Annotated in this window: 23 protein-coding genes and 1 riboswitch; of the genes, 13 read left to right on the top strand and 10 right to left on the bottom strand. The window is 68.8% G+C overall.

Going from position 1 to position 23372, the window contains the following annotated elements; genetic code table 11:
- Positions 1-57 precede the first annotated feature (57 nt).
- Genes ACFLIM_RS30665 through ACFLIM_RS30650 form a run of 4 tightly spaced genes read left to right on the top strand, consistent with a single transcriptional unit; the run spans position 58 to position 4017 of the window.
- Positions 58-1002, top strand: coding sequence for an ABC transporter permease (locus ACFLIM_RS30665; protein ID WP_393171353.1), 945 nt, complete (start codon positions 58-60; stop codon positions 1000-1002).
- Positions 995-1969 carry an ABC transporter permease gene (locus tag ACFLIM_RS30660; protein ID WP_393171351.1) on the top strand — a complete coding sequence of 325 codons (975 nt, stop codon included), beginning with the start codon at positions 995-997 and terminating at the stop codon, positions 1967-1969. Before ACFLIM_RS30665 ends, ACFLIM_RS30660 begins: the two co-directional genes overlap by 8 nt.
- Before the next feature lie 13 nt (positions 1970-1982).
- Positions 1983-3011, top strand: a complete 1029-nt coding sequence (locus ACFLIM_RS30655; protein WP_393171349.1) for an ABC transporter ATP-binding protein — start codon at positions 1983-1985, stop codon at positions 3009-3011.
- Positions 3004-4017 carry an ABC transporter ATP-binding protein gene (locus ACFLIM_RS30650; RefSeq protein WP_393171348.1) on the top strand — a complete coding sequence of 338 codons (1014 nt, stop codon included), beginning with the start codon at positions 3004-3006 and terminating at the stop codon, positions 4015-4017. The genes ACFLIM_RS30655 and ACFLIM_RS30650 overlap by 8 nt, the downstream gene beginning before the upstream one ends.
- Positions 4018-4050: 33 nt before the next feature.
- Here the strand turns inward: ACFLIM_RS30650 and ACFLIM_RS30645 are convergent, their stop codons facing one another.
- The 4 genes from ACFLIM_RS30645 to ACFLIM_RS30630 all read right to left on the bottom strand — a co-directional run bounded on the left by ACFLIM_RS30645 (position 4051) and on the right by ACFLIM_RS30630 (position 7879).
- Positions 4051-5235 (bottom strand): lipid-transfer protein, encoded by a 1185-nt coding sequence (locus ACFLIM_RS30645; protein WP_393171346.1) that lies wholly within the window; start codon positions 5233-5235, stop codon positions 4051-4053.
- On the bottom strand, positions 5232-5636 hold the full coding sequence (locus ACFLIM_RS30640) for a Zn-ribbon domain-containing OB-fold protein (protein ID WP_393171344.1): 405 nt from the start codon (positions 5634-5636) through the stop codon (positions 5232-5234). Before ACFLIM_RS30640 ends, ACFLIM_RS30645 begins: the two co-directional genes overlap by 4 nt.
- 26 nt (positions 5637-5662) lie before the next feature.
- Positions 5663-6796: a S8 family serine peptidase gene (locus tag ACFLIM_RS30635; protein ID WP_393171342.1), complete on the bottom strand. Its 1134-nt coding sequence runs from the start codon at positions 6794-6796 to the stop codon at positions 5663-5665.
- Positions 6797-7072: 276 nt separating this feature from the next.
- Positions 7073-7879 carry an SAM hydrolase/SAM-dependent halogenase family protein gene (locus tag ACFLIM_RS30630; protein WP_393171340.1) on the bottom strand — a complete coding sequence of 269 codons (807 nt, stop codon included), beginning with the start codon at positions 7877-7879 and terminating at the stop codon, positions 7073-7075.
- 116 nt (positions 7880-7995) lie between these two features.
- Between ACFLIM_RS30630 and ACFLIM_RS30625 the strand changes: the two genes are divergently transcribed.
- The 3 genes from ACFLIM_RS30625 to ACFLIM_RS30615 are packed head-to-tail and all read left to right on the top strand — an operon-like array spanning position 7996 to position 9716.
- Positions 7996-8295, top strand: coding sequence for a DUF3263 domain-containing protein (locus ACFLIM_RS30625; protein ID WP_393171338.1), 300 nt, complete (start codon positions 7996-7998; stop codon positions 8293-8295).
- Between the two features lie 39 nt (positions 8296-8334).
- Positions 8335-9105 (top strand): trehalose-phosphatase, encoded by a 771-nt coding sequence (gene otsB, locus ACFLIM_RS30620; protein WP_393171336.1) that lies wholly within the window; start codon positions 8335-8337, stop codon positions 9103-9105.
- Positions 9106-9140: 35 nt separating this feature from the next.
- Positions 9141-9716 (top strand): hypothetical protein, encoded by a 576-nt coding sequence (locus tag ACFLIM_RS30615; RefSeq protein WP_393171334.1) that lies wholly within the window; start codon positions 9141-9143, stop codon positions 9714-9716.
- 6 nt (positions 9717-9722) lie between these two features.
- Here ACFLIM_RS30615 and ACFLIM_RS30610 read toward each other — a convergent pair whose 3' ends face one another.
- On the bottom strand, positions 9723-11147 hold the full coding sequence (locus tag ACFLIM_RS30610; protein WP_393171332.1) for an alpha,alpha-trehalose-phosphate synthase (UDP-forming): 1425 nt from the start codon (positions 11145-11147) through the stop codon (positions 9723-9725).
- Between the two features lie 31 nt (positions 11148-11178).
- Here ACFLIM_RS30610 and ACFLIM_RS30605 point away from each other — a divergent pair, with 31 nt between their 5' ends.
- From ACFLIM_RS30605 to groL, 5 genes are all read left to right on the top strand, one after another.
- Positions 11179-11733 carry an RNA polymerase sigma factor gene (locus tag ACFLIM_RS30605; protein ID WP_393171330.1) on the top strand — a complete coding sequence of 185 codons (555 nt, stop codon included), beginning with the start codon at positions 11179-11181 and terminating at the stop codon, positions 11731-11733.
- Between the two features lie 79 nt (positions 11734-11812).
- A riboswitch (SAM riboswitch) is annotated at positions 11813-11954 on the top strand.
- Positions 11955-11967: 13 nt separating this feature from the next.
- Positions 11968-13200, top strand: coding sequence for a threonine synthase (gene thrC, locus ACFLIM_RS30600; protein WP_393171328.1), 1233 nt, complete (start codon positions 11968-11970; stop codon positions 13198-13200).
- Between the two features lie 23 nt (positions 13201-13223).
- Positions 13224-13499, top strand: coding sequence for a MoaD/ThiS family protein (locus ACFLIM_RS30595; RefSeq protein ID WP_185068974.1), 276 nt, complete (start codon positions 13224-13226; stop codon positions 13497-13499).
- Between the two features lie 244 nt (positions 13500-13743).
- Complete coding sequence (locus ACFLIM_RS30590; protein ID WP_068927743.1) at positions 13744-13944, top strand: cold-shock protein; 201 nt, start codon at positions 13744-13746, stop codon at positions 13942-13944.
- 352 nt (positions 13945-14296) lie between these two features.
- On the top strand, positions 14297-15922 hold the full coding sequence (groL, locus tag ACFLIM_RS30585) for a chaperonin GroEL (protein WP_393171325.1): 1626 nt from the start codon (positions 14297-14299) through the stop codon (positions 15920-15922).
- Between the two features lie 126 nt (positions 15923-16048).
- Here the strand turns inward: groL and ACFLIM_RS30580 are convergent, their stop codons facing one another.
- Both ACFLIM_RS30580 and ACFLIM_RS30575 read right to left on the bottom strand, forming a co-directional pair.
- Positions 16049-16579 (bottom strand): YbhB/YbcL family Raf kinase inhibitor-like protein, encoded by a 531-nt coding sequence (locus tag ACFLIM_RS30580; RefSeq protein ID WP_393171323.1) that lies wholly within the window; start codon positions 16577-16579, stop codon positions 16049-16051.
- 86 nt (positions 16580-16665) lie between these two features.
- Entirely contained in the window at positions 16666-18738 is a 2073-nt protein-coding gene (locus tag ACFLIM_RS30575; RefSeq protein WP_393171322.1) for a HelD family protein, read from the bottom strand.
- A 111-nt stretch (positions 18739-18849) separates the two neighbouring features.
- Here ACFLIM_RS30575 and ACFLIM_RS30570 point away from each other — a divergent pair, with 111 nt between their 5' ends.
- Positions 18850-19185 carry a hypothetical protein gene (locus ACFLIM_RS30570; RefSeq protein ID WP_393171321.1) on the top strand — a complete coding sequence of 112 codons (336 nt, stop codon included), beginning with the start codon at positions 18850-18852 and terminating at the stop codon, positions 19183-19185.
- A 204-nt stretch (positions 19186-19389) separates the two neighbouring features.
- Here the strand turns inward: ACFLIM_RS30570 and ACFLIM_RS30565 are convergent, their stop codons facing one another.
- The 3 genes from ACFLIM_RS30565 to ACFLIM_RS30555 form a co-directional block, all read right to left on the bottom strand.
- Positions 19390-21042, bottom strand: a complete 1653-nt coding sequence (locus ACFLIM_RS30565) for a DNA repair helicase XPB (protein ID WP_393171319.1) — start codon at positions 21040-21042, stop codon at positions 19390-19392.
- A 126-nt stretch (positions 21043-21168) separates the two neighbouring features.
- A complete protein-coding gene (locus ACFLIM_RS30560; RefSeq protein ID WP_393171317.1) occupies positions 21169-21525 on the bottom strand; it encodes a hypothetical protein in 357 nt (118 codons plus the stop codon).
- Between the two features lie 83 nt (positions 21526-21608).
- Complete coding sequence (locus tag ACFLIM_RS30555; RefSeq protein WP_393171315.1) at positions 21609-23087, bottom strand: class I adenylate-forming enzyme family protein; 1479 nt, start codon at positions 23085-23087, stop codon at positions 21609-21611.
- Positions 23088-23372 lie beyond the last annotated feature (285 nt).

Here is a 23372-nt window from a genome sequence, read left to right as displayed (position 1 = left end):
GGCCGGGAAATCACGGACTCCGAGGGGCTGCCTCCAGGTGTGTACCGGAGGGCTTTAATGGGCCGTTATGTCATTAGGCGTCTGATCCAGGCGATACCCGTCCTGCTCGGCGCCACGCTACTCATCTTCCTCATCGTCTTCGCTCTGCCTGGGGACCCCGTCGCGGCACTGTTCGGAGACAAGCGTCCCGACCCCGCGGTGGCCGAGGTGCTGCGTGAGCAGTACCACCTCAATGATCCGCTGCTGCTGCAGTACTGGTACTACATCAGCGGCGTGCTCTTCCGCGGCGACTTCGGCGTGAACTTCGCCGACGTGCCGGTGTCGGAGATCATGCAGGGCAAGTTCCAGACCACCCTGAACCTCGCCCTGACCGCACTGGTCATGGAGGCTCTCATCGGTGTCGGCCTGGGCCTGTGGGCGGCGCTGCGCCGCGGCAAGGCCATCGACACCATGATCCTGGCCTCGACGCTGCTGCTGATCTCGGTGCCCACGCTGGTGACCGGCTTCGTGCTGCAGCTCATCCTGGGCGTGAAGCTCAAGCAGTGGACCGGGTTGGACATCTTCCCCGTCGCGGGCACGTCCGACGGCTGGCGCAGCTACCTGGTGCCCGGCTTCGTGCTCGCGGGAACGTCGATCGCCTACCTGACCAGGCTCACCAGGACCAGCCTCGCGGAGACCCTGAGGGCCGACTACATCCGCACGGCCACGGCCAAGGGCCTGTCCAGACGCCGCGTCATCGGCAGGCACGGGTTGCGCAACGCGCTGATCCCGCTGATCACCTATCTCGGCGCCGACCTCGGCAACCTGATGGGCGGCGCGGTGATCACAGAGACGATCTTCAATCTCCAGGGAATTGGCAATCAGCTCTTCACGTCGGTTTACTTGCGAGAACAGCCGGTTGTCGTGGGTATCGTCACCGTCCTGGTGCTGATCTACATCCTGGCCAACCTGGTCGTCGACTTGTTGTACGCCGTGCTCGACCCGAGGATCCGCTATGAGTAACCCAATCCCGCCGGTCGGGCCAGGACTCCCTGAGACGCGGACACTGGTTACGGACACGGTGACCGCTCCGGCGCCGGCGCGGCACCGCAGAAAGGTCAAGGGCGACAGGCCCGCGAGCCTGTGGACCGACGCCTGGTACGACCTCAGGCGCCGGCCGATGTTCATCCTGTCGGTGATCATCATTGTGGTGCTGCTGGTCATGTCGTTCTGGCCGTCGTTGTTCACCGCGATCGACCCGTTCAACGCCAGGACCTGCGACCTGTCCACGGCGCGGCAGGGGTCCAGCGCCGGCCACCTGTTCGGCAAGGACAACCTGGGCTGCGACGTCTACGCCAGGACGATCTACGGCGCCCGCAACTCGATCGTGATCGGTGTGCTCACCACGATCATCACGACGCTCGTCGGCGGCCTGCTCGGCATCGTCGCCGGCTATCTGAGCGGCGCGGTGGACGCGGTGTCCTCACGGGTCACCGAGATCTTCTTCGCCATCCCCCCGATTCTCGGCGCGCTGCTGATCGCGGCCACGTTCCGCGGCCGGGCCAACAGCATCATGCTGGTCATTCTCGCGCTGGCGGTGCTCGGCTGGCCGATGACGTTCCGCATCATGCGGGCCGCCGTGATCACTTCGAAGAGCCAGGACTTCGTGGTCGCGGCCAGGGCCCTGGGAGCGGGAGCGGGCCGGATCATGTTCCGCCACCTGCTGCCCAACTCGCTGGCCCCGGTGATCGTCGTGGCCACGATCAACCTGGGCGGCTTCATCGCGGCCGAGGCGGCGCTGTCGTTCCTGGGCGTCGGCGTGCAGTCGCCGGACATCTCCTGGGGCCTGATGATCTCCGACGCGCGCAACAGGTTCCTGGAGGCACCGCTGCCGCTGGTGTTCCCGGCCATTTTCCTGAGCATCACCGTGCTCGCGTTCATCATGATGGGCGACGCCGTGCGCGACGCGCTCGACCCGAAGCTCAGGTAGAAGGGGGGATCAAGTGAAGAGAACGTCGGCAGATGTGTTGCCCGCCGAAGGCGAGCTGGGCCACCATCCGCTGCTCGCGGTCGACAACCTGCACGTGGAGTTCCGCACCCGGGCGGGCGCCGTACGAGCGGTGAACGGCGTGAGCTACTCGGTCAGCCCCGGAGAGACGCTCGCGGTGCTGGGCGAGTCGGGTTCCGGCAAGTCCGTGACCGCCCAGGCGATCATGGGCATCCTGGACATGCCTCCGGCGGTCATCCCCAAGGGGGAGATCCGCTTCAAGGGCACCGACCTGCTCAAGCTGTCAGAAGAGGCCCGTACGCAGGTACGCGGCCAGCGGATCGCGATGATCTTCCAGGACGCGCTCTCCGCGCTCAACCCGGTGTTCACCGTGGGCTGGCAGATCAGCGAGATGTTCCGGGTGCACCGCGGCATGTCCAAGCGCGAAGGCATGCAGAAGGCCATCGAGCTGATGGACCGGGTCCGCATCCCGGCCGCCAGGCAGCGCGTCAACGACTACCCGCACCAGTTCTCCGGCGGCATGCGGCAGCGCATCATGATCGCGATGTCGATCGCGCTGGACCCTGAGGTGCTGATCGCGGACGAGCCGACCACGGCGCTCGACGTGACCGTCCAGGCCCAGATCATGGAACTGCTGGCCGAGCTGCAGCGCGAGAGCCAGATGGGCCTGATCCTGATCACGCACGACCTGGGCGTGGTCGCGGACGTGGCCGACAAGATCGCCGTCATGTACGCGGGGCGCATCGTGGAGAACGCCCCCGTGCACGACATCTACAAGGGGCCCGCGCACCCGTACACGAAGGGGCTGCTGGAGTCGATCCCCCGGGTCGACCTCAAGGGCCAGGACCTGTACGCCATCAAGGGCCTGCCGCCCAACCTGCTCGACCTGCCGACGGGCTGCGCGTTCCATCCCCGGTGCCCGTACCGGCAGGACGACTGCGTGACCGACGTCCCCCCGCTCCACGAGATCAGCGGCGTGCGAGGTAGCGCCTGCCACTACTGGAGGGAGGTCCTCGATGGCTAGCGGTGAGCGCATCCTCGAGGTACGCGACCTGGTCAAGCACTTCCCGCTGACCCAGGGGATCGTGGTCAAGAAGCAGATCGGCGCGATCAAGGCCGTCGACGGCGTGTCGTTCGACCTGAACAGGGGCGAGACGCTGGGCATCGTGGGCGAGTCGGGCTGCGGCAAGTCCACCCTCGCCAAGGTGCTGATGGCGCTGGAGCGGCCCACCTCGGGCTCCGTGCTGATCAACGGCCGCGACATCGGCAAGGCCAGGGGCGGCGAGCTCAAGCGGATGCGCCGCAACATCCAGATGGTGATGCAGGACCCGTACACCTCGCTGAATCCCCGGATGACCGTCGGGGACATCATCGGGGAGCCGTACGAGATCCACACCGAGGTGGCGCCGAAGGGCGACCGGCGCAAGAAGGTGCAGGAGCTGCTGGAGGTCGTCGGGCTCAACCCCGACCACATCAACCGCTACCCGCACCAGTTCTCAGGTGGGCAGCGGCAGCGCATCGGCATCGCCCGGGGATTGGCGCTCCAGCCTGAGATCATCGTGTGTGACGAGCCCGTGTCGGCCCTCGACGTGTCGATCCAGGCGCAGGTGATCAACCTGCTGGATCGGCTGCAGGACGAGTTCAACCTGGCCTACATCTTCATCGCCCATGACCTGTCGGTGGTGCGCCACATCTCCGACCGGGTGGGGGTGATGTACCTGGGCAAGTTCGTGGAGCTGGGCAAGGACACCGAGATCTACGATCGGCCGGCGCATCCGTACACGCAGGCGTTGTTGTCGGCGGTGCCGGTGCCGGATCCGGAGGGGCGGGAGCAGCGGGAGCGGATCATCCTGCAGGGTGATCCGCCGTCGCCGGCCAACCCGCCGTCGGGATGCCGGTTCCGTACGCGGTGCTGGAAGGCGCAGGAGATCTGCGCAGAAGAGGAGCCGTTGTTGCAGATCAGGACGGGGACCGGGCACGAGAGCGCGTGCCACTTCGCCGAGACGCACGACGTGGTCCACATCGGCTGATCCCAGGCCCCCGGGGGATTCCCCGGGGGCCTGTTACATGGTCGCGATGATGGCGGAGCCGTGGCCGAAGAGGCCCTGGTTGACGGCCAGGCCGACGCGGGCCGAAGGCACCTGGCGCGGGCCCGCGCGGGCGCGCAGTTGCGTGGTCAGCTCGCACAGCTGGGCGATCGCCTGGGCCGGGATGGCCTCGCCGAACGAGGCCAGTCCGCCCGATGGGTTGATCGGCACCCGGCCCCCCAGCGCCGTCTCTCCCTCGCGGAGGAGCTTGTCCGCCTCCCCGTACGCGCACAACCCGACGTCCTCCATCCAGTCCAGCTCCAGAGCCGTCGAGAGGTCGTACACCTCCGCCAGCGAGACCTCCTCCGGCCCGATCCCCGCCTCCTCGTAGGCCGCGTGCGCGATCGCCGCCCTGAACGGCCGCTCAGGCGCCGGTACGGCGGCGGAGGAGTCCGTGGCGAAGTTCGGCAGGTCGAGGATCGTGTTGGGGAAGGTCGGGGTGACCGTGGAGACGGCGGCCAGGCGTACCGAGCCGGTGATCCCGCGGCGGCGGGCGTAGTCCTCCGAGGCCAGGACCACCGCGGCGGCCCCGTCCGAGGTGGCGCAGATGTCCATCAGACGCAGCGGGTCCGCGACCATGGGCGAGGCCAGCACCTCCTCCGCGGTCACCTGCTTGCGGTAGCGGGCCATGGGGTTGAGGGATCCGGCCAGGGCGTTCTTGACCTTGACGGCGGCGAAGTCGGCGGGGGTGGAGCCGTAGAGGGACATCCTTCTGCGGGCGTATAAGGCGAAATATGCGGGATTTGTGGCACCCAGGAGGCGGAAACGTTGCCAGTCCGGGTCGTCCGGCCTGTCGCCGCCCACCGGCTTGAAGAAGCCCTTGGGCGTAGAGTCCGCCCCCACCACGAGGGCCACCTCGCACAAGCCCGCCAGGATGCGGGTACGTGCGATGTCCACGGCCTGGGCGCCCGACGCGCAGGCCGCGTAACAGGACGCCACCCTGGCGCCCGACCAGCCCAGGGCCTGGGCATAGGCGGCTCCCGCGACGAAGCCTGGGTAGCCGTTCCTGATCGTGTCAGCCCCGACCACGTACTGCACGTCGGTCCAGGACACGCCCGCGTCGCGCAGGGCCGCGCGGGCCGCCGCCACGCCGTACTCCAGGAAGGGGCGGCCCCACTTCCCCCACGGATGCATTCCGGCGCCTAACACCACCACGCTCATGAGGCCCGCCCCCACATCCACACCAGCGGCCCGTCCGCCAGGGGACCCGAGGTGAGCTCCAGCTTCATGCCCACTTCCAGATCCGCCACCGTCAGTCCCCGGACCTGCCCGAGCACCACGATCCCCACCTCGTCGAGCTGCACCGCGGCCAGGGTCGCCGGCTCGTACGGCTCCGCCGCCACGTACGGCGCCGGCGGCGGGTAGCAGGCGTTGGTGTACGACCAGACCCGCCCGCGCCGGGGCAGCCGGACCTCCTCCATCTCCGAACCCTCGCAGGCCGGATTCGGGCAGAACCCCTGCCGAGGCGGAAAACAGACGGTGCCGCAGGCCGTGCACCTGGTGCCGAGCAGGCAGGCGCCGTCCCCGTCGATGGCGAACCAGCCCTCGATCGCGAAGGTCATAGCCAGCAGTATCACACAAGCGCTTGCTAGGTAGAATCCCTCGCGCGCCGGCGATGCCGGACGATCACCCGCGCCGACATCGCCGCCACCAGCACCAGCATGCCCACCACCACGGGCACCCTGGAGCCGGGCGGCGGCCCGTCGCCGAAGCCGAAGTACGCCCCTGGCCGCGGGAGCGCGGCGGCGGGCGCGCCCAGCCGGTCGGCCGCCCGCAGGGCCAGCAGCGCGTTGGCCACCCCGTGTCCGTACGCGCGGCTGTGTCCGTCCGCCGGCCGCTTCCTGGTGCCCAGCTCGATGGCCCTGCGCACGAGATAAGGCGACATGTCCGGATGCGCCGCCCTGACCAGGGCCGCGATGCCCGCCACCATGGCCGCCGCCGAGCTGGTGCCGTCGCCGACCACGTACGAGTCGCTCCCGTCGGCCGTGACGATCTCCGTGCCGGGGGCGACCACCGAGAGGTAGTCCTGCCTGTTGGAGAACCTCGCCACCTTGAGCCCCCGGTCCACCGCCCCAACGGCGATCACGCCGGGATAGGCGGCGGGGAAGTTCTTCCTGTTGGCCGTGTCGCCGTCGTTGCCCGACGAGGCCACCAGCACGGCGCCCTTGCCGATCGCGTACTGGACGGCCTCCTCCTCCGGCGCCGAACCCTCCCACGAGCCGCTGCCGCCGCCCAGCGACATGCTGATGACGTCGGCGCCGTGGTCGACCGCGTACCGGATGCCCTTGGCCAGCGCATCGCCCGCGCCAGAACGCTGCTTCTCGCGCAGCGGGTCGCCGTTCTCCAGCGTGACCCTGACGGACAGCACCTCGGCCTCGGGGGCCACCCCGATGACGCCGCGGCCGTCGCCGTGCCCGCGCCCGGCGATCAGGCTGGCCATGGCGGTGCCGTGCTGCCCCCACAGGCTCCTGGCGGTCCCGGTCAGGTCGGGTCCCTGGATCACGGTGCCCTCCAGGTCGGGGTGGCGGGAGTTCACGCCGGTGTCGAGCACGGCCACGAGCACGCCCGCGCCCCGGCTCAGGCGCCACGCCTCGGGCAGCCGCAACACGCCGACCTGCCACTGCCCGGCCCGTGCGATCTCGCCCATGTCGTCGGAGACGCTCGGCGCCGCGATCCCGACGACGAGGACGGCCAGCAGCGCGGGGACGATGAGCCTGCTCATCGGGCCGGCACCCGGTGCGGCGCCGTCGCGAACCGCCCGGCGGGCTCGCCGGGAAAGCGCTCGGGTACGAGCGGCTCCGGCGAGGGCCGGACCCCGAACCTCATTGGGGACATCATGGACAGCAGCACAACGGTCAGGTGGTACACGTTGACCTCGAACGGGAGGGGAGGGGGCGCCCGATCTGCCCGTGCATTCTGGCACGCGACCGCCGTTGCAATCCGACGCTTCGGTAAACAGACCGATACGCGGAGTAATTCCGTTCTGCGGCCTTCCTCCCTACGGAGTCGGAGAAAGTCGGACATGCGCACCGGGCGGGAGCCCCAGCCGCTGCGCCGCGTCACCCGAATTGACCGCGATCGCGATCAGCCCCGCCGAGTCCGCGAACGCCACCAGCTCACCCGGCGGCACCGCCGCGAACGTCTCCCGGTACGGCAGCGCCAGTTGCCGCCGCCCCAGCCACACTCCGAGCGTGTCACCCACCCGCACGCCCAGCGTGTGCAGGTCCCCGGCCGCGATCGACAGCTGGGTGTTGCCGTAGCGGTCGACGGAGACGACCTCGCCCTCCACCGAGCCCTCACGCAGCAACGAGGTCGGCTCGGGCAACGAGACCAGCCGGCCCAGCGGCACCCGCGGCCCCAGGTCAGCCGGCGCCAGCCCGCCGCACAACCGCCCCGCGACCGGCGAGAACACGTCCCGCCCCGGAAAGGTCGCCGAGACGGGCCGCAGGAAGTGGTCCTCGTTGCTGATCTCGTACGCCGCCAGTGCCCCGCCGCTGGCATGCACGGCCCACGACAGCAGCCCGTTGTCGGGGCCGATGAACACCCGGCCGCCCGCCTCGACGGCCACCGCCCGCCTGGCGCCGCCCGCCCCGGGATCGACCGCGCCGATGTGGATGCCGAGGGGCAGGTACGGGATGGTCTGGGCGAGAACCGCCGCGCCTCGCCGTACGTCCCCCGAAGGGATCAGGTGGCACACGTCGATCACCCGGGCCTGCGGGGCGATCCCGGCAATCACTCCATGACAGGCCGCCACATAGCCGTCTTCGAGCCCGTAGTCGGTGAGGAGTGTGATTACTGAGCTCACATTTGGTGACTGTACGTCTCCCAATCCGCCGTGAACAGCCGCACTCCGCACATTACGATTGGCACGGGCCGCGTGCGTGCGACGTGATCGTCGTCCGCCCCTTTCGAGGAGGACACATGGGAGCACCGCTCAGCGGTGACAATGCTGCCCAGGAAACGTCCCGCCAACCACTCTCAGAACGCGATCTCGAGCTCCTCGCCTTCGAACGCCACTGGTGGCGTCACGCGGGCGCGAAGGAGCAGGCCATCAAGGAGACCTTCGGGTTCTCCGCCACGCGCTACTACCAGTTGCTCGGCGAGTTGATCGACCGGCCCGAGGCGCTGGAGCAGGATCCGATGCTGGTCAAGCGGCTACGCAGGTTACGCTCCACCCGCCAGCGTGACCGCGCGGCCAGAAGGCTTGGCATGCGTCCCTGACCGGCTGGGTACGGCAGCCGCGTGAGGAACATCCCTGGAATGGAAGCGATCTTGAGTGATCCGGCAGGCGCCGTGATCGGGCTCGACTTCGACGGCACCTTGTCGCCGATCGTGCCCGATCCCGCCACGGCCGTGATCCATCCGAAGGCGCCCGCCGTTCTCGCCGAGCTGGGCGCCCACGTCCTCGCGGTGGCCATCGTGACCGGCAGGCCGCCGGCCACCGCCCTGGAGCTCGGGCCCGGCCTGGCCGACGTGCCGGGGCTGGTCGTGCTCGGCCACTACGGCTTCGAACGCTGGGAGGGCGGGCGGATCTCCGCGCCGCCGCCCATTCCGGGCGTGCCGCGGGCCGAGGCCGAGCTGCCGCTGCTGCTCGACTCGCTCGGCCTGCAGGGCGTGTGGGTCGAGGACAAGGGCCGTGCCGTGGCGGTGCACACCAGGCGCTGCGCCGACCCCGAGGCCGCGCTCGCCCTGCTGCGCGAGCCGCTGGCCAAGCTGGCCGAGAAGCACGGCCTGGTGGTCGAGCCGGGGCGCATGGTGCTGGAGCTGCGGCCGCCCGGCATGGACAAGGGGCACGCGCTCAGCCTGTTCCTGGCGGAGCGGGCCGCGAGGTCCGTGCTGTTCGCCGGTGACGATCTCGGCGACCTGGCCGCGTTCGACGCCGTACGCGCCTCGGGGCTGCCCGGCGTGACCGTGTGCAGCGGGTCCGCCGAGGTAACGGCGCTGGCCGAGCGGGCCGACATCGTGGTGGACGGGCCCGACGGCGTGATGGCGCTGCTCGGCGAACTTGCGTCGGCTTTCAGCCGTTCCTGATCGGTTTGCAAGTCACACCCCCTACGGTCGTTCGCATGCCCAAGCGATACCTCGCCGTCGCGGCCGTGGCCGCGGCCACCCTCCTCGCCGCCCCGCTGCCCGCGAACGCCGCGCCCGCGCAGCCGCTCAAGCTCAGGGGCGGTCTCACGCTCTACATCCCGATCAAGTGGAAGGTCTACCGCCTCAGCTCCGACTGGATCCGCGTGGTCACCGGCAAGTGCGCCAAGCCCAAGGGCGGGTACGGCACCCCCGAATGCGACAGCTTCTGGGTGCTCGGGCCCAAGGCCATCAAGGAGGGCAACGAGCTCTTCCAGCCCTACACCGGCAAGAAGCCCTTCTACCCGGCCACCGACGTGCAGCTCTGCCCGCACAACCACAAGTGGGGCCAGGTCGTCGGCTCGGCCAGGGCCAAGGGCCTGCGCCAGGTCGGCCCCGGGCACAAGGCCGCCTACAGCGAGTGGAAGGCCAGGTGCATCTCCTATTCGGGCGGCCAGACGAAGTCCCGTTACGTGCAGCGCGAGTGGTATCTGCCGAAGACCAAGATCCTGGTCGTCGACGTGTGGAACACGCCGGGCCTGGCCGACGCGCTCAAGCACGCCGACTGGAACTGACCACCCTCAGGCGAGGGCGTCGAGCTGGGCCGCGAGCCACTTCTGCGGCGGCAGGGCGGTGGCCGCCGCGTGCAGCTTGTCGCGGCGCATCCGCCGCTCGTCCTCGGGCATGACCAGCGCCTCGTACAGCGCGGCGGCGGTGCCGCTGACGTCGTAGGGGTTGACCAGGAGCGCGTGCGGGCCCAGCTCGGCCGCCGCCCCCGCCTCGCGCGAGAGCACCAGCGCGCACCGCTCCGACAGGACGGGGCCCTCCTTGGCGACCAGGTTCATGCCGTCGCGGATGGGGTTGACCAGCAACACGTCGGCCATCCGGTACGCGGCCAGCGAACGCGGATAGTTGTCGTTGACGTTGAGGATCACCGGGTCCCAGTCCTCGGTGGCGTACTCGTCCTCGATCTCCTGGGCGCAGCGTTGCACCGACGCGGTGTATTCGCGGTATTCGGGCAGGTCGTGCCGGCTCGGATAGGCGAACGCCAGGTGCACCACCCGCCCGTGCCACTCGGGGTGCGCGTCGAGGAACTCGCGGTAGGCCACCAGGCCGCGCACGATGTTCTTCGACAACTCGGTGCGGTCGATGCGGACGATCAGGCTGCGGTCCCCCACCTGCTCCCTGAGCGCGGTCATGTGCGACTCGACGTCGGGCTCGCAGGCCCGCTGCCACAACGCCGCGCCGTCCACGCCGAGGCTGTGCACGCCGATGCGGGTCGTCCTGCCCTCGTACGTGACGCTGCGACCGACGCGGTCGACCTCAGCGCCCAGCAGCGACTCGCAGCAGTCCATGAACGCCTGCGCCCACCGGTCGGCCAGGAACCCGGCGTGATCGGCTCCCAGGACGCCCTCCAGGACCTCTCCGGCCACCTCGTCGGGCAGCAGGGAGAAGTATTCGGGCGGCGCCCACGGGGTGTGGCTGAAGTGCGCGATGCGCAGGTCGGGCCGCTCGGCGCGGAGCATCGCCGGGGTCAGCGTCAGGTGGTAGTCCTGCACCATCACGCGGGCGCCGTGCCCGGCCTCCTCGGCCAGCGCCAGCGCGAACGCGCCGTTGTAGTCGCGGTAGGACTCCCACTCGCGCGCGAACCTGGTGCCGAAGCTGGGCGCGTTGGGGATGTCGTAGAGCAGGTGGTTGACGAACCACAGGGTGGAGTTGGCCACCGCGTTGTAGGCGCGGTGGAAGGTGGCCGGCGGGATGTCGAGCATCCGCAGCGGGCCCGTGTCATAGCCGGCGTGGTCGATCCGGCCGCCGGGCACCAGGCGCACGGCGCTGCGGTCGCCGTCGGACAACGCCGCGCACACCCACAGGACGCCGTCTTTCTTGGCCACTCCGGACAGACCGGACACCAGGCCGCCACCTCCCCGCTTCATGGTCAGCTCGCCGTCGTCGGAGACGGTGAAGGAGACGGGCCCTCTGTTGGAGGCCACCAGGACGCTGTTCATCTACGCTCCCTTCGACCATAGGATCCCAGCTATGGCGCTTGATGAGCTAACCGAGGAACTCGCCCGCTCCGCCGCTGTCGGAGATCATCGCGCACTTGGCGAGCTTCTGGCGCGGATCGAGCCCGATGTGATGCGTCACTGCGCCCGGATCCTGCCCTACCGCCAGGACGCGGAGGAGGCCTCGCAGGACACGCTGCTGGCCGTGGCGCGCAACATCGGGCGGTTCGAGGGGCGGGCCAGGTTCAGCACGTGGCTGCACATCGTGACGGCCAACTGCGCGCGGACCACGTACAGGTCGCTCAAGCGCAGGGCGGCCGAGCAGAGCTCGGACGAGCTGCCGATGCAGAAGCCCGACGCGCGGCGGGTCAGCGTGATCGCGGGCTCGCGGCTCGACCTGCTCGACGCGATGGAGGCGCTGGAGGCCGACAAGCCCGATCTGGCGCAGGCGCTGGTGTTGCGCGACATCGTCCAGCTCGACTACAACGAGGTGGCCGAGCAGCTCGGCATCCCGCTCGGCACCGCCAAGTCCCGCATCCACCAGGCGCGGAAATACGTGCAGGGCGTGCTGGGAGACGACTACCGCTGAGACTCGGCGTCTCGTATGCTGAGACGGGTGGCTGTTTCGGCCACTTGGACGGGTAGAGTCCTTTTCAACAACTGAATATTGCTCATCCAGAGGGGCGGAGGGACCGGCCCTGCGAAGCCCCGGCAACCCTCCCGGCTTGTGACTCGCGACCTGGCGAGGCCGACCGGGACAAGGTGCCAATTCCGGTTCGCGGTCAAGGTGGCCGCGGGCGAAGATGAGGGAAGGCCTCGCTTCATGTCGCTCGACTTTGGTCCTGCAGTCGCTCTGTCCTGCCGTGAGTGCGGCACGCGTTACCCCCTGGGTCCCAGCTTCGCCTGTCAGGAGTGTTTCGGGCCGCTGGAGGCGGCCTACTCTTTCGGCGACGTGACCCGGGCGGACATCGAGTCGGGTCCCGCAAACATCTGGCGTTACCGGTCGTTGTTGCCCGTCCCGGCCGACGTCGCCAGTAAGCCCAACATGAACCCGGGCTGGACCAAACTGGTCAAGGCGGGCAATCTCGGGCGGGCGCTCGGCATCAAGTCCCTGTACGTGAAGGACGACTCGGGCAACCCCACTCATTCCTTCAAGGACCGGGTCGTCGCCATGGCGGTGGAGGCGGCGCGTAACTTCGGCTTCCACACCCTTTCCTGCTCCTCCACCGGCAACCTCGCGGGCGCGGTCACGGCCGCGGCGGCGCGGGCGGGGCTGGAGGCGTGCGTGTTCATCCCGGCCAACCTCGAACAGGCCAAGATCGCCATGGCCCGGGTGTTCGGGGGCAAGCTGATCGGCATCGAGGGCACCTATGACGACGTCAACAGGTTCTGCTCCGAGCTGATCGGTGACCCGCTGGGCGACAAGTGGGGTTTCACCAACATCAACCTGCGGCCCTACTACGCCGAGGGCTCCAAGACGCTCGCGTACGAGATCGCCGAGCAACTCGGGTGGCGGCTGCCCGAGCAGATCATCATTCCCATCGCCTCCGGCTCCCAGCTCACGAAGATCGACAAGGGCTTCAAGGAACTGGTGACGCTGGGGCTGGTCGAGGACACGCCGTACAAGATCTTCGGGGCGCAGGCGGCCGGGTGCTCGCCGGTCTCGACCGCCTACAAGGCCGGGCACGACGTCGTCCAGCCGGTCAAGCCCGACACCATCGCCAAGTCGCTGGCCATCGGCAATCCCGCTGATGGGCCGTACGTGCTGGACATCGCCCGGCGGACCGGAGGGGGCGTCGAGGACGTCACCGACGCCGAGATCGTGGCGGCGATCAGGCTGCTGGCGGCCACCGAGGGCGTCTTCGCCGAGACCGCGGGCGGGGTGACCGTGGGCGTGCTCAAGAAGCTCGTCGAGACGGGACAGCTCGACCCCGAGGCCGAGACCGTGGTGCTGAACACCGGCGACGGGCTCAAGACGCTCGACGCGATCAGCGACGGCGCCACGCCCACCGCCGTGATCCGGCCCTCTCTCGACGCGTTCCGCGCGACTGTCTGACAACCAGGAAAGGCGAGTTAAACATGAGCGTTTCTGTGCGGATTCCCACCATTCTGCGCACCTACACCGGCGGTAACGCGGAAGTCAGTGGCGAGGGTGCGACTCTTCGTGACGTGCTTGCCAAGCTCGACTCCGACTACCCGGGGATCGGCGCGAGAATTCTGGATGAATCGGGCAAGATTCGTCGTTTTGTCAACGTTTATGTGGGGGAAGAGGACGTCCGTTTCGCCGACGGGCTCGACACTCCAGCACCTGAAGGCACTCAGATCTCCATCATCCCGGCGGTTGCCGGCGGCTGAGTGCCACCCATCACATCTTGAAGGCGCCCCTTGCGGGCGCCTTCTGCTTTTCCCAGGCAATTCAACGTTGAACGACCTCGGTTGCGAAGAAATACGTAGTTTGCGGATTGACTCTGTTGCCAAACCCCGTGCCACAGGTATGGTCGAGGGCGATCGTCTGGCCTGATTTTCCGTTAAGTCATACGATTACCGGGTCTCGCGGAGGAATGGGCGGGATCTGAGGGCCCAGTAAGAGGAGTCGGAAGTGGCGCAGGGCACCGTCAAGTGGTTCAACGCGGACAAGGGCTACGGCTTCATCGCGGTAGACGGTGGTAAGGATGTATTCGTCCATTACTCAGCGATCATGATGGACGGGTATCGATCTCTCGAACAGGGCCAGCGCGTCGAGTTCGAGATCACGCAGGGCCAGAAGGGGCCGCAGGCGGAGTCCGTCCGCGCGGTCTGAAACACCGCACTGGTATGCACCGGCGGGATCGCACGGCAGCGCAGTCCGTGCGTGCCTGCCACACATCCTTTCGTCGACTTGGGTATGGCGGGCCGCGTCCAGCGGTCCGCCGCGCACCTATGGGGCGGCTCGCCGGACAGACTGACTGACCTGGGCTTGGACACTGGGCAGGGTGGCGTTCGCTTGCACTCGGCAGGGTAGAGTGCTAAACAGTTCGTTGGCACTCTGTGCAGCAGAGTGCCAACACTCGGATCGAGACGATGGGGTCTGCCGAAGGAGAGGCTGACCCATGCCGTCGCGGGCGTCGGCTCGGTCCACGACAAGCCACCCTGTATCTGGGAGGTCTAGCCTTATGGCAGCCAAGATGATCGCGTTTGACGAGGACGCCCGGCGCGGTCTCGAGCGCGGTATGAACCAGCTCGCCGACGCCGTCAAGGTGACCTTGGGTCCCAAGGGGCGCAACGTCGTGCTGGAGAAGAAGTGGGGCGCTCCCACGATCACCAACGACGGTGTGTCCATCGCCAAGGAGATCGAGCTCGAGGACCCCTGGGAGAAGATCGGCGCCGAGCTGGTCAAGGAAGTCGCCAAGAAGACCGACGACGTCGCGGGTGACGGCACCACCACCGCCACCGTGCTCGCCCAGGCGCTGGTGCGCGAGGGCCTGCGCAATGTGGCCGCCGGCGCCAACCCGATGGCTCTGAAGAAGGGCATCGAGGCGGCCGTCGAGCGGGTCAGCGAGGAGCTCTCGAAGCTGGCCAAGGATGTGGAGACCAAGGAGCAGATCGCCTCCACCGCCTCCATCTCCGCCGCCGACCCCGAGATCGGCTCGCTCATCGCCGAGGCGATGGACAAGGTCGGCAAGGAAGGCGTCATCACCGTCGAGGAGAGCAACACCTTCGGCCTCGAGCTCGAGCTCACCGAGGGCATGCGCTTCGACAAGGGCATGACGTCGATGTACTTCGTCACCGACTCCGACCGCATGGAGGCCGTGCTCGAGGACCCGTACATCCTGATCGTCAACAGCAAGGTCTCCGCCAACAAGGACCTGCTGCCGCTGCTCGACAAGGTCGTGCAGTCCGGCAAGCCGCTGCTGATCATCGCTGAGGACGTCGAGGGCGAGGCCCTGGCCACCCTGGTCGTCAACAAGATCCGCGGCCTGTTCCGCTCCGTGGCCGTCAAGGCCCCGGGCTTCGGCGACCGCCGCAAGGCCATGCTCGCCGACATCGCCATCCTGACCGGTGGCCAGGTCGTCGCCGAGGAGGTCGGCCTCAAGCTCGAGACCGCCACTCTCGACCTGCTGGGCCGTGCTCGCAAGATCGTGGTGACCAAGGACGAGACCACGATCGTGGACGGCGCCGGTGACGCCGAGCAGATCTCCGGCCGGGTCAACGAGATCCGCGCCGAGATCGAGCGGACCGACTCCGACTACGACCGCGAGAAGCTCCAGGAGCGGCTCGCCAAGCTGGCTGGCGGCGTGGCCGTCATCAAGGCCGGCGCGGCGACCGAGGTCGAGCTGAAGGAGCGCAAGCACCGCATCGAGGACGCCGTGCGCAACGCGAAGGCGGCCGTCGAGGAGGGCATCGTGCCCGGCGGTGGCGTGGCGCTGCTGCAGGCGGGCGCCAAGGCGTTCGACAAGCTCGAGCTCAATGGCGACGAGGCCACCGGTGCGGCGATCGTGAAGAAGGCGCTCGAGGAGCCGCTGAAGCAGATCGCCGTCAACGCCGGCCTCGAAGGCGGCGTCGTGGTGGAGAAGGTTCGTAACCTCACCCCGGGTGAGGGCCTGAACGCCGCCACCGGCGAATACGTCAACATGTTCGAAGCCGGGATCCTCGACCCGGCCAAGGTGACGCGCTCCGCGCTACAGAACGCCGCCTCCATCGCGGCGCTCTTCCTCACCACCGAGGCCGTCATCGCCGAGAAGCCCGAGAAGAACCCTGCCGCTCCGGCCATGCCGGGCGGCGGCGACATGGACTTCTAGGTCTTTCTCCGCCGTTGACACCAAGGGCGGTCCGGGTTTTCCGGGCCGCCCTTGTTTTCGTTTCCCAGCCGGGTGGGGCGCCCGCGCAGGGCGTGCCCTTTGCCCGCCCTGCGCGTCGCCTGATCGTCAGACGCCGTAGAGGGCGATGATGTGGCCGCGGGCCAGGGTGTTGGCGGTGATGTTGAAGCCGACCACCGCCGGGCTGGCGTCGCTGTCCACGCCCAGTTCGTCGACGCCCAGCGCGTGGACCGTGAAGACGTAGCGGTGCGGAGCGCCGGGCGGTGGAGCCGAGCCGCCGTAGGCCTTGATGCCGTAGTCGTTGCGGGCGTGCGTGGCGCCCTCCGGCAGGCCCTTGAACTCCGGGGCGGTGCCCACGCCCGTGGGGAGCTCCGTCACCGAGGCCGGGAGGTCGAACAGGACCCAGTGCCAGAAGCCACTGCCCGTGGGGGCGTCCGGGTCGTAGCAGGTGACGGCGTAGCCGCGGGTTTCCGCGGGGGCGCCGGACCAGCGGAGGTGGGGGGAGAGGTTCTGGCCCGTCATGCCCCAGTCGTTGAAGACGTGGAGGTCGTTGAGCCGCTCCCCGTCCTGGATGTCGTCGCTCTCGACCACGAGCGCGGGGACCGACGGCAGGTATTCATGTGGCAGCGGTGCTGGCACGGCATCCTCCTAGGTTGAGAGCATCCTGCTCGCCATCCTAGAAGTGGCCGTGCCCGCCGCCGATCAGGCCGTCCGCCCGGCGCGGATCAGGTCGCCAGCTCGGGTGGCAGTGCCTTGTCGTGCAGGACCGTGAGGGAGGTCACCGCCCTGGTCAGGACCACGTAGAGCCGGGCCAGGCCCCTGGGCTCGGCGGCGACGATGTCCGCTGGCTCCACGACCACCACGTGGTCGTACTCCAGGCCCTTGGCCAGGGTCGCGGGGACGATCAGCAGGCGGTGTTCCGCCACCGAGTCCGGGTCCAGGACCGCGTGCGGGAGGTCCGCCAGCGAACCGGAGACTTCGCCGACCATCGCGTCCGGGGCGATGATCCCGATCGAGCCCTCCTTGGCCAGGGCCTCGCCGGCGGCCTGGGCGATCGAGCCGCCCCGGCGCACCGTGAGCGAGCCCAGGCCGGGGCGGAGGGACCGCGGGGCGGCCAGGTCGGGGGCGATCGAGGGGAGCAGGCGGGCCGCGAAGTCCAGAACCTCTCTCGGTACGCGGAAGCCGAGCGTCAGCTCGGTGACCTCGCCCTCGCGCTGGCCCAGATGTTCGAGCACGGACTCCCACGAGCTGGTCGACCACGGGGTGGTGCCCTGGGCCAGGTCGCCGAGCACGGTGGCCGAGCCGTTGCGGCAGCGGCGGCCGAGGGCTCTGAGCTGCATTTCGGAGAGGTCCTGGGCCTCGTCCACCACCAGGTGGCCCAGGGACGGGGTGCGTTCCATCAGGTCGCGGAGCTCGTCGAGGAGGGCGGCGTCCGCGGGGGTCCACTTGGCGGACTTCCAGCCCCGGTACGGCTTCCGCCATAGGAGCATTTCTTGCTCGTCGGGCGACAAATCGGATTTGGAGGCTTTAGTGAGGAATTCTGCATCTGCGAGGAGCCGGAACAACACCTGTTCCGGCGTCAGTTTCGGCCAGACCGTGTCCACGAGTTGCTTGACCGGCTTCGATCTGGCCACGGCGTCCTGGACGCGGTCGTCGGGCGACTCGCCGCGTTGCTCCATGCGTACCAGCACCAGGTGGGCCAGCCGTTGCGCCAGCGCCGCGCGCCCCGGGTTGTACCGCGTGGTGCCGCGCAACGAGGCCACGATCTCGCGCACCTCGTAGTCGGCCACCCGGTGGCGGTAGACCCCCTTGGTGAACACCACGCCCTCCTCCGGCTTGACGATGTGCAGCCAGAGCGCGCGTTCGAGCACCGCTGCCATCCTGGCATCGCCCTTCACCGCCGCGACCATCGGATCCTCGGCGGCGGGGTAGTCGCCGAGCAGCCCCGCCACCGTGGTCTGGTCGACCTTGATCTCGCCGAGCGCGGGCAGGACCGAGGAGATGTAGGACAGGAACGCCCGGTTGGGGCCGACGATCATCACGCCGGACCTGGCCAGCCGCTCGCGGTGGGTGAACAGCAGGTAGGCGGCCCGGTGCAGGCCGACCGCGGTCTTCCCGGTGCCGGGCGCGCCCTGCACGCACACCGTCTGGGCCAGCGTCGAACGGACGATCTCGTCCTGGTCCGGTTGGATGGTGGCGACGATGTCACGCATCGGGCCGGTACGCGGGCGTTCGATCTCGTCGGTGAGGATCCTGGAGGGGCCGATCTCCCCGCCTTCTGCGAGCGGCTCGTCCTCGAACGCGGTGAGCGCGCCGCCGTGGTAGCCGAAGCGGCGCCGGCGTACCAATCCCATCGGGTCTGTGGGGCTGGCCTGGTAGAACGCGCGGGACACCGGCGCGCGCCAGTCGATGACCAGCGGCCGGCTGCGGCCGTCGTGCACGTGGCGGCGGCCTACGTAGATCGTGCCGGGCAGGTCGTCCTGCTCATGGTCGCGACCGCTTCGCTCCTCGTCGGCTCCTTCGTCGCTCTCTTGTCGCGAGCTCCTTCGCTCGGGGGCCGAGCGGTCGAGGCGGCCGAAGAACAGCGGCGTGTCCGGATGGTCGGCCAGCGCGGCCACGCGCTGGTCGAGCAGCGCCTGCAGGATCTGCTGCGACACCCAGTCACCCGCCGCGTCCGATGACAACGACTGGGCGTGGGCGCGCATGGCCTTGAGCGCGGCTCTGGACTCGGCCAGGTGGGCCTGCTCGGCGGCCAGTACGTCGGAGGGTATGTCGGGGGCCAGCTGGTGTGCGGGCATGCGGAAGTGCCTCCCTGGTGGGTGGACGGAGGTGGTCAAGGCAGCGAATCGACCAGTTTAGCGACGACTCCCGCGGGCTTCCAAAGTATTTACTCGGGGTACGGATAGGTGGTGGCGCGCGTACAGCTGCGGTTTTCGCCGATCATCCCCACGATCGCGAGCTTCCTGCTCGCGGCGCTGTGGGGGTTGTCGGTGTTCGCGGGGTGGGGGCTGGAGGCGTTCTGCGAGGGCGGCGAGTCCGCTTCGACGTGCTCGCAGCGACTTGGTACGGTCTCCACGGTGTCGGGGCTGTTCGCCGCACTGGCCGCCTGCTGCACGGCGGCCGCCTGGCTGCTCCCGTGGAGCAGGCGCGACCCGCGCACGTTCGCGCGCCTCATGGGCGCCGGCGTGCTCGCCTGGATCCTCGCGGAGGGCGTGCTGTTCCTCGGGGGGATGCTCGTGCGATGACAAACCCGACAGAGCCCACCATCCTGGGAATACCGAAAAATTCGGGCATATCAGGTGGGTTTGTCGGATCATGAGGGTATGTCGCAGGCGGCGTGATAGTACGCAGGTGAGGGGGGTGGTTCGATTGTCTTCGGCCCGCGGAGTCTCGTGGACGTGACAACACGCTGATGCCTGGCCGCTCAGGAGAGCGGCCGGGCATTACACCTACACTTCGCCGTGCACGTCGTCGGCGTCGATGATCTGGTACGCGTACCCCTGCTCGGCCAGGAACCGCTGCCGGTGCGCCGCGAACTCCTGGTCGATCGTGTCCCTGCTGACCACCGTGTAGAACCGGGCGCCACCGCCGTCAGCCTTGGGCCGCAACACCCGCCCGAGCCGCTGGGCCTCCTCCTGGCGCGAGCCGAACGTGCCCGACACCTGGATCGCGATGGCCGCCTCCGGCAGGTCGATGGAGAAGTTGGCCACCTTCGACACCACCAGCACCTGGATCTCCTTGTCGCGGAACGCCTGGTAGAGGCGCTCGCGCTCCTTGACCTTGGTCTCGCCCTTGATGACCGGCGCGTTGAGGTGCTCGCCGAGCTCGTCGAGCTGGTCGATGTACTGGCCGATGACCAGCACCTGCTCGCCCAGGTGCCGCCGGACCAGGGCCTCGGTCACCTGAGTCTTGGACGGCGTGGTGGCGCAGAAGCGGTAGCGCTCCTCGGCCTCGGCCATCGCGTACGCCAGCCGCTCCTCGTCCGTCAGCGTGACCCGCACCTCCACGCAGTCGGCGGGCGCGATCCAGCCCTGGTTCTCCATCTCCTTCCACGGCGCGTCGTAGCGCTTGGGACCGATCAGCGAGAACACGTCGCCCTCGCGCCCGTCCTCGCGCACCAGCGTCGCGGTCAGCCCGACCCGCCTGCGGGCCTGCAGGTCGGCCGTCATCCGGAAGATCGGCGCGGGCAGCAGATGCACCTCGTCGTAGACGATCAGGCCCCAGTCGCGGGCGTCGAACAGCTCCAGATGGCTGTAGACGCCCTTCCGCCGGGTGGTCATCACCTGGTAGGTGGCGATGGTGACCGGGCGGATCTCCTTCTTCGAGCCGGAGTATTCGCCGATCTCGTCCTCGGTCAGCGACGTGCGTTTGAGCAACTCGGTCTTCCACTGGTGGGCGCTGACCGTGTTGGTGACCATGATCAGCGTGGTGGCCTGGGCGTGGGCCATGGCGGCGGCGCCGACGATGGTCTTGCCCGCGCCGCACGGCAGCACGACCACGCCGGAGCCGCCGTGCCAGAAGGCGTCGGCGGCCTCCTGCTGGTAGCCGCGCAGCGACCAGCCCTCCTGGAGCAGCTTGATCGGGTGTTGCTCGCCGTCCACGTAGCCGGCCAGGTCCTCGGCCGGCCAGCCCAGCTTGAGCAGGGCCTGCTTGACGTTGCCGCGGTCGCTCGGGTGCACGACGACCGAGTCGGGGCCGAGCCGATCGCCCAGCATCGGCTGGATCTTCTTGGACCGCAGCACCTCTTCGAGCACCGCCCGGTCGGTGGAGGTCAGCACCAGGCCGTTGCCCGGGTCCTTCTCCAGCCGCAGCCGGCCGTATCTCGCCATGGTCTCGGCGACGTCCACGAGCAGCGCGTGCGGCACCGGGTAGCGGCTGAAGCCGATCAGCGCGTCGATGACCTGCTCGGCGTCGTGTCCGGCGGCGCGGGCGTTCCACAGCGCCAGCGGGGTGACGCGGTAGGTGTGCACGTGTTCTGGGGCGCGCTCGAGCTCGGCGAACGGCGCGATCGCCTTACGGCACGCGTTGGCCTGGTCGTGGTCGACCTCGAGCAGCAGCGTCTTGTCCGACTGGACGATCAGCGGTCCATCGCTCACTGGCATGTCTCCATGGGGTTGGGGCTTGGGCGCTACAGGACCATCGTCTCCCGATCCCGGCTCCGCCGCTCCGAGACTCAACAACCTGGGCGCCCGGATTAGTCCGCGGGCCCCGGTCGTATCACCTGAGGTCTAGTCGTCCAGGTAGCCGTTGAGGCCCAGGAAGAGAATGGTGCCGATCCCGAGCACGAATCCGAGCCCGAACAGGACCCAGCTCCAGATCACCATGATCTTGGCGGTCTGCGGGTCGGTGCGGGCCCTGCCCAGCGCCAGACCCGCCAGGATCGCCCCAGGCAGGCCCAGGATGTTGCAGCAGGAGACGAGCGCGAGGAGGTTGAGCACGAGCGAGACGATGGCGTTGGCGCTCGGCCCTTCGTTGCGCGGGGGCGGCGGATAGCCGTAGCCATAGCCGTACTGTGGGGGTGGTTGCTCACCGTAGGGCGCGCCATAAGGTTGGTACGGATACCCCGACGGATCTTCCTGACTCATGTTCACCTCCAGACAGGTCAACACTTATCACGGAATCGGGACGCGGCTGACCGAGAGTGCGATCTCGCGATGGATCCGGGGCCTCAGCCGAGCCTGGCCCGCAGCGCCTTCCTGTCGAGCTTGAGCACGCTCGTTACCGGCACCGAGTCCACGAACCTCACCTCGCGCGGATACTTCACCCGGCCGACCCGGTCGCGGGCCCACTCGATCAGCTCCTCGGCCGTCGCCGTCGCACCTGCCCCGAGCTGCACGAACGCCACGACCTCCTCCCCGACGCGCGGGTCGGGCCGGCCCACGACGCCGGAGATCACCACGTCGGGGTGCTGGTTGAGCGCGTCCTCGACGTCACGCGGGAACACGTTGAAGCCGCCGCGGATGATCAGGTCCTTCTTCCGGTCCACGATGTAGAGGTAGCCGTCGTCGTCCACGCACCCGATGTCCCCGGTATGCAGCTCCGCGCCGACCAGCGCGGTGCCTTCGGGATCGGGCTCGTGCTCGCCCCAGTAGCCGAGCATCAGCGACTCACCCGAGACGCAGATCTCTCCGACGTCCCCGATCTCCACCGCCTCGCCGTCGCCGTCGCGGATGGTGATCGTGTAGCCGGGCAGCGGCAGGCCGACGCTGCCGATCCGGCGCCGGCCCGGCGGGTTGAACGTGGTGACGGCGCTGGTCTCGGTCAGCCCGTAGCCTTCCAGGACCTGCACGCCCGGCATCCTGCGCTCGAACTCCTCCAGCACCTCCCGGCCCAGTGGCGCCGCGCCGCAGGTGAGGTAGGCGAGGTCGGGCAGCGGGTGCGACTCGAGCGGCTCGGCGAGCAGCAGCTGGAGCATGGCGGGCACGACGGTGCCGTACTGGACGTGCTGCTCGGCGGCCAGCTGGAGGAACGCCTTCGGCTCGAACCAGCGCATCAGCACCGCCTGCTGCGGCTCCGTGGCGTGCATCGCGGCGACCGAGATGATCAGCCCGTACGCATGCGACAGCGGTACGGGCACCAGCGCCCGATTCTTCCCCTCCTGGTGGGACATCTCGTAGGCGTCCTTGGCCACCCGCCAGAGGCCGCGGTGGCTCAGCATGACGCCCTTGGCCGTGCCCGTGGTGCCGCCGGTGTACATGAGGGCGGCCAGGTCTGCAGGGTCCCTGCTGACGCGTCCGTGCTCGGGTGCCCGTTCGAGCTTGGCCGTATCCACATATATTGGGATATCGACTGCGGTGGCCCGTACGGTGTCGACGAGTTCGGGGGACGTGACGACGGCGGCGGCGCCGCTGTTGGTGAGGATGTGCCGCAGCTCCTCGGTCCCCACCAGGAACACCACCGGCGTCACCACCGCGCCCGCGGCCCACAGCGCCTGGTAGATCAGCGGTACCTCGGGCGAGGTCGCCATCATCACCACCACCCGGTCACCGGGCCCGATCCCCGCCTCCACGAACCCGCCGCACATCCTGCGCGCCCGCTCGGCGAGCGCGTGGCTGCGGTGCCAGACCCCTTCGTAGAACACCGAATCGTGGTCGTCGAAGCGGTTCCATGACTCCTCGGCCAACTGGCCCAGCGTTTGCTCGGTCACATGCCCAACCTGATGCGATCGAGGATGTGCCGTCAAGCCCGTCCGCCCTTGACTAGTCATTGTGGACGGTACCCGCATACCCCGTAAATGGACATAAATCTCCCTCTCTGAACATTCGTGTTTTCTTGTTGGCCTAGATCGTGTAATGCTGGTGGATCTAGTGGCTGTGGGCCTGCCGAGCGCATGATCGACACGTCCGCGTCGGCGGGCCAGGCGGCTGGTATCACGCAAAACACCTGGTCAGCACGGCAAGGTGACGCTACGTAAGGCCTCTGTATAAACGAA

This window comes from Nonomuraea marmarensis (assembly GCF_043197025.1).
GTDB classification, from domain to species: domain Bacteria; phylum Actinomycetota; class Actinomycetes; order Streptosporangiales; family Streptosporangiaceae; genus Nonomuraea; species Nonomuraea marmarensis.
Note: the sequence above shows the minus strand (reverse complement) of the source record. Positions and strands in the feature narration are given on the sequence as shown.

Bases quoted from the DNA above. Each gene is read 5' to 3' on its own strand.
- otsB (WP_393171336.1), top strand. From the start codon at position 8,335: ATGGAAGCGATCTTGAGTGATCCGGCAGGCGCCGTGATCGGGCTCGAC.
- ACFLIM_RS30575 (WP_393171322.1), bottom strand. From the start codon at position 18,738: ATGCCCGCACACCAGCTGGCCCCCGACATACCCTCCGACGTACTGGCC.
- ACFLIM_RS30610 (WP_393171332.1), bottom strand. From the start codon at position 11,147: ATGAACAGCGTCCTGGTGGCCTCCAACAGAGGGCCCGTCTCCTTCACC.
- ACFLIM_RS30635 (WP_393171342.1), bottom strand. From the start codon at position 6,796: ATGAGCAGGCTCATCGTCCCCGCGCTGCTGGCCGTCCTCGTCGTCGGG.
- ACFLIM_RS30615 (WP_393171334.1), top strand. From the start codon at position 9,141: ATGCCCAAGCGATACCTCGCCGTCGCGGCCGTGGCCGCGGCCACCCTC.
- ACFLIM_RS30660 (WP_393171351.1), top strand. From the start codon at position 995: ATGAGTAACCCAATCCCGCCGGTCGGGCCAGGACTCCCTGAGACGCGG.
- groL (WP_393171325.1), top strand. From the start codon at position 14,297: ATGGCAGCCAAGATGATCGCGTTTGACGAGGACGCCCGGCGCGGTCTC.
- ACFLIM_RS30665 (WP_393171353.1), top strand. From the start codon at position 58: ATGGGCCGTTATGTCATTAGGCGTCTGATCCAGGCGATACCCGTCCTG.
- ACFLIM_RS30560 (WP_393171317.1), bottom strand. From the start codon at position 21,525: ATGAGTCAGGAAGATCCGTCGGGGTATCCGTACCAACCTTATGGCGCG.
- ACFLIM_RS30650 (WP_393171348.1), top strand. From the start codon at position 3,004: ATGGCTAGCGGTGAGCGCATCCTCGAGGTACGCGACCTGGTCAAGCAC.
- thrC (WP_393171328.1), top strand. From the start codon at position 11,968: ATGTCGCTCGACTTTGGTCCTGCAGTCGCTCTGTCCTGCCGTGAGTGC.
- ACFLIM_RS30645 (WP_393171346.1), bottom strand. From the start codon at position 5,235: ATGAGCGTGGTGGTGTTAGGCGCCGGAATGCATCCGTGGGGGAAGTGG.
- ACFLIM_RS30625 (WP_393171338.1), top strand. From the start codon at position 7,996: ATGGGAGCACCGCTCAGCGGTGACAATGCTGCCCAGGAAACGTCCCGC.
- ACFLIM_RS30640 (WP_393171344.1), bottom strand. From the start codon at position 5,636: ATGACCTTCGCGATCGAGGGCTGGTTCGCCATCGACGGGGACGGCGCC.
- ACFLIM_RS30565 (WP_393171319.1), bottom strand. From the start codon at position 21,042: ATGCCAGTGAGCGATGGACCGCTGATCGTCCAGTCGGACAAGACGCTG.
- ACFLIM_RS30605 (WP_393171330.1), top strand. From the start codon at position 11,179: ATGGCGCTTGATGAGCTAACCGAGGAACTCGCCCGCTCCGCCGCTGTC.
- ACFLIM_RS30595 (WP_185068974.1), top strand. From the start codon at position 13,224: ATGAGCGTTTCTGTGCGGATTCCCACCATTCTGCGCACCTACACCGGC.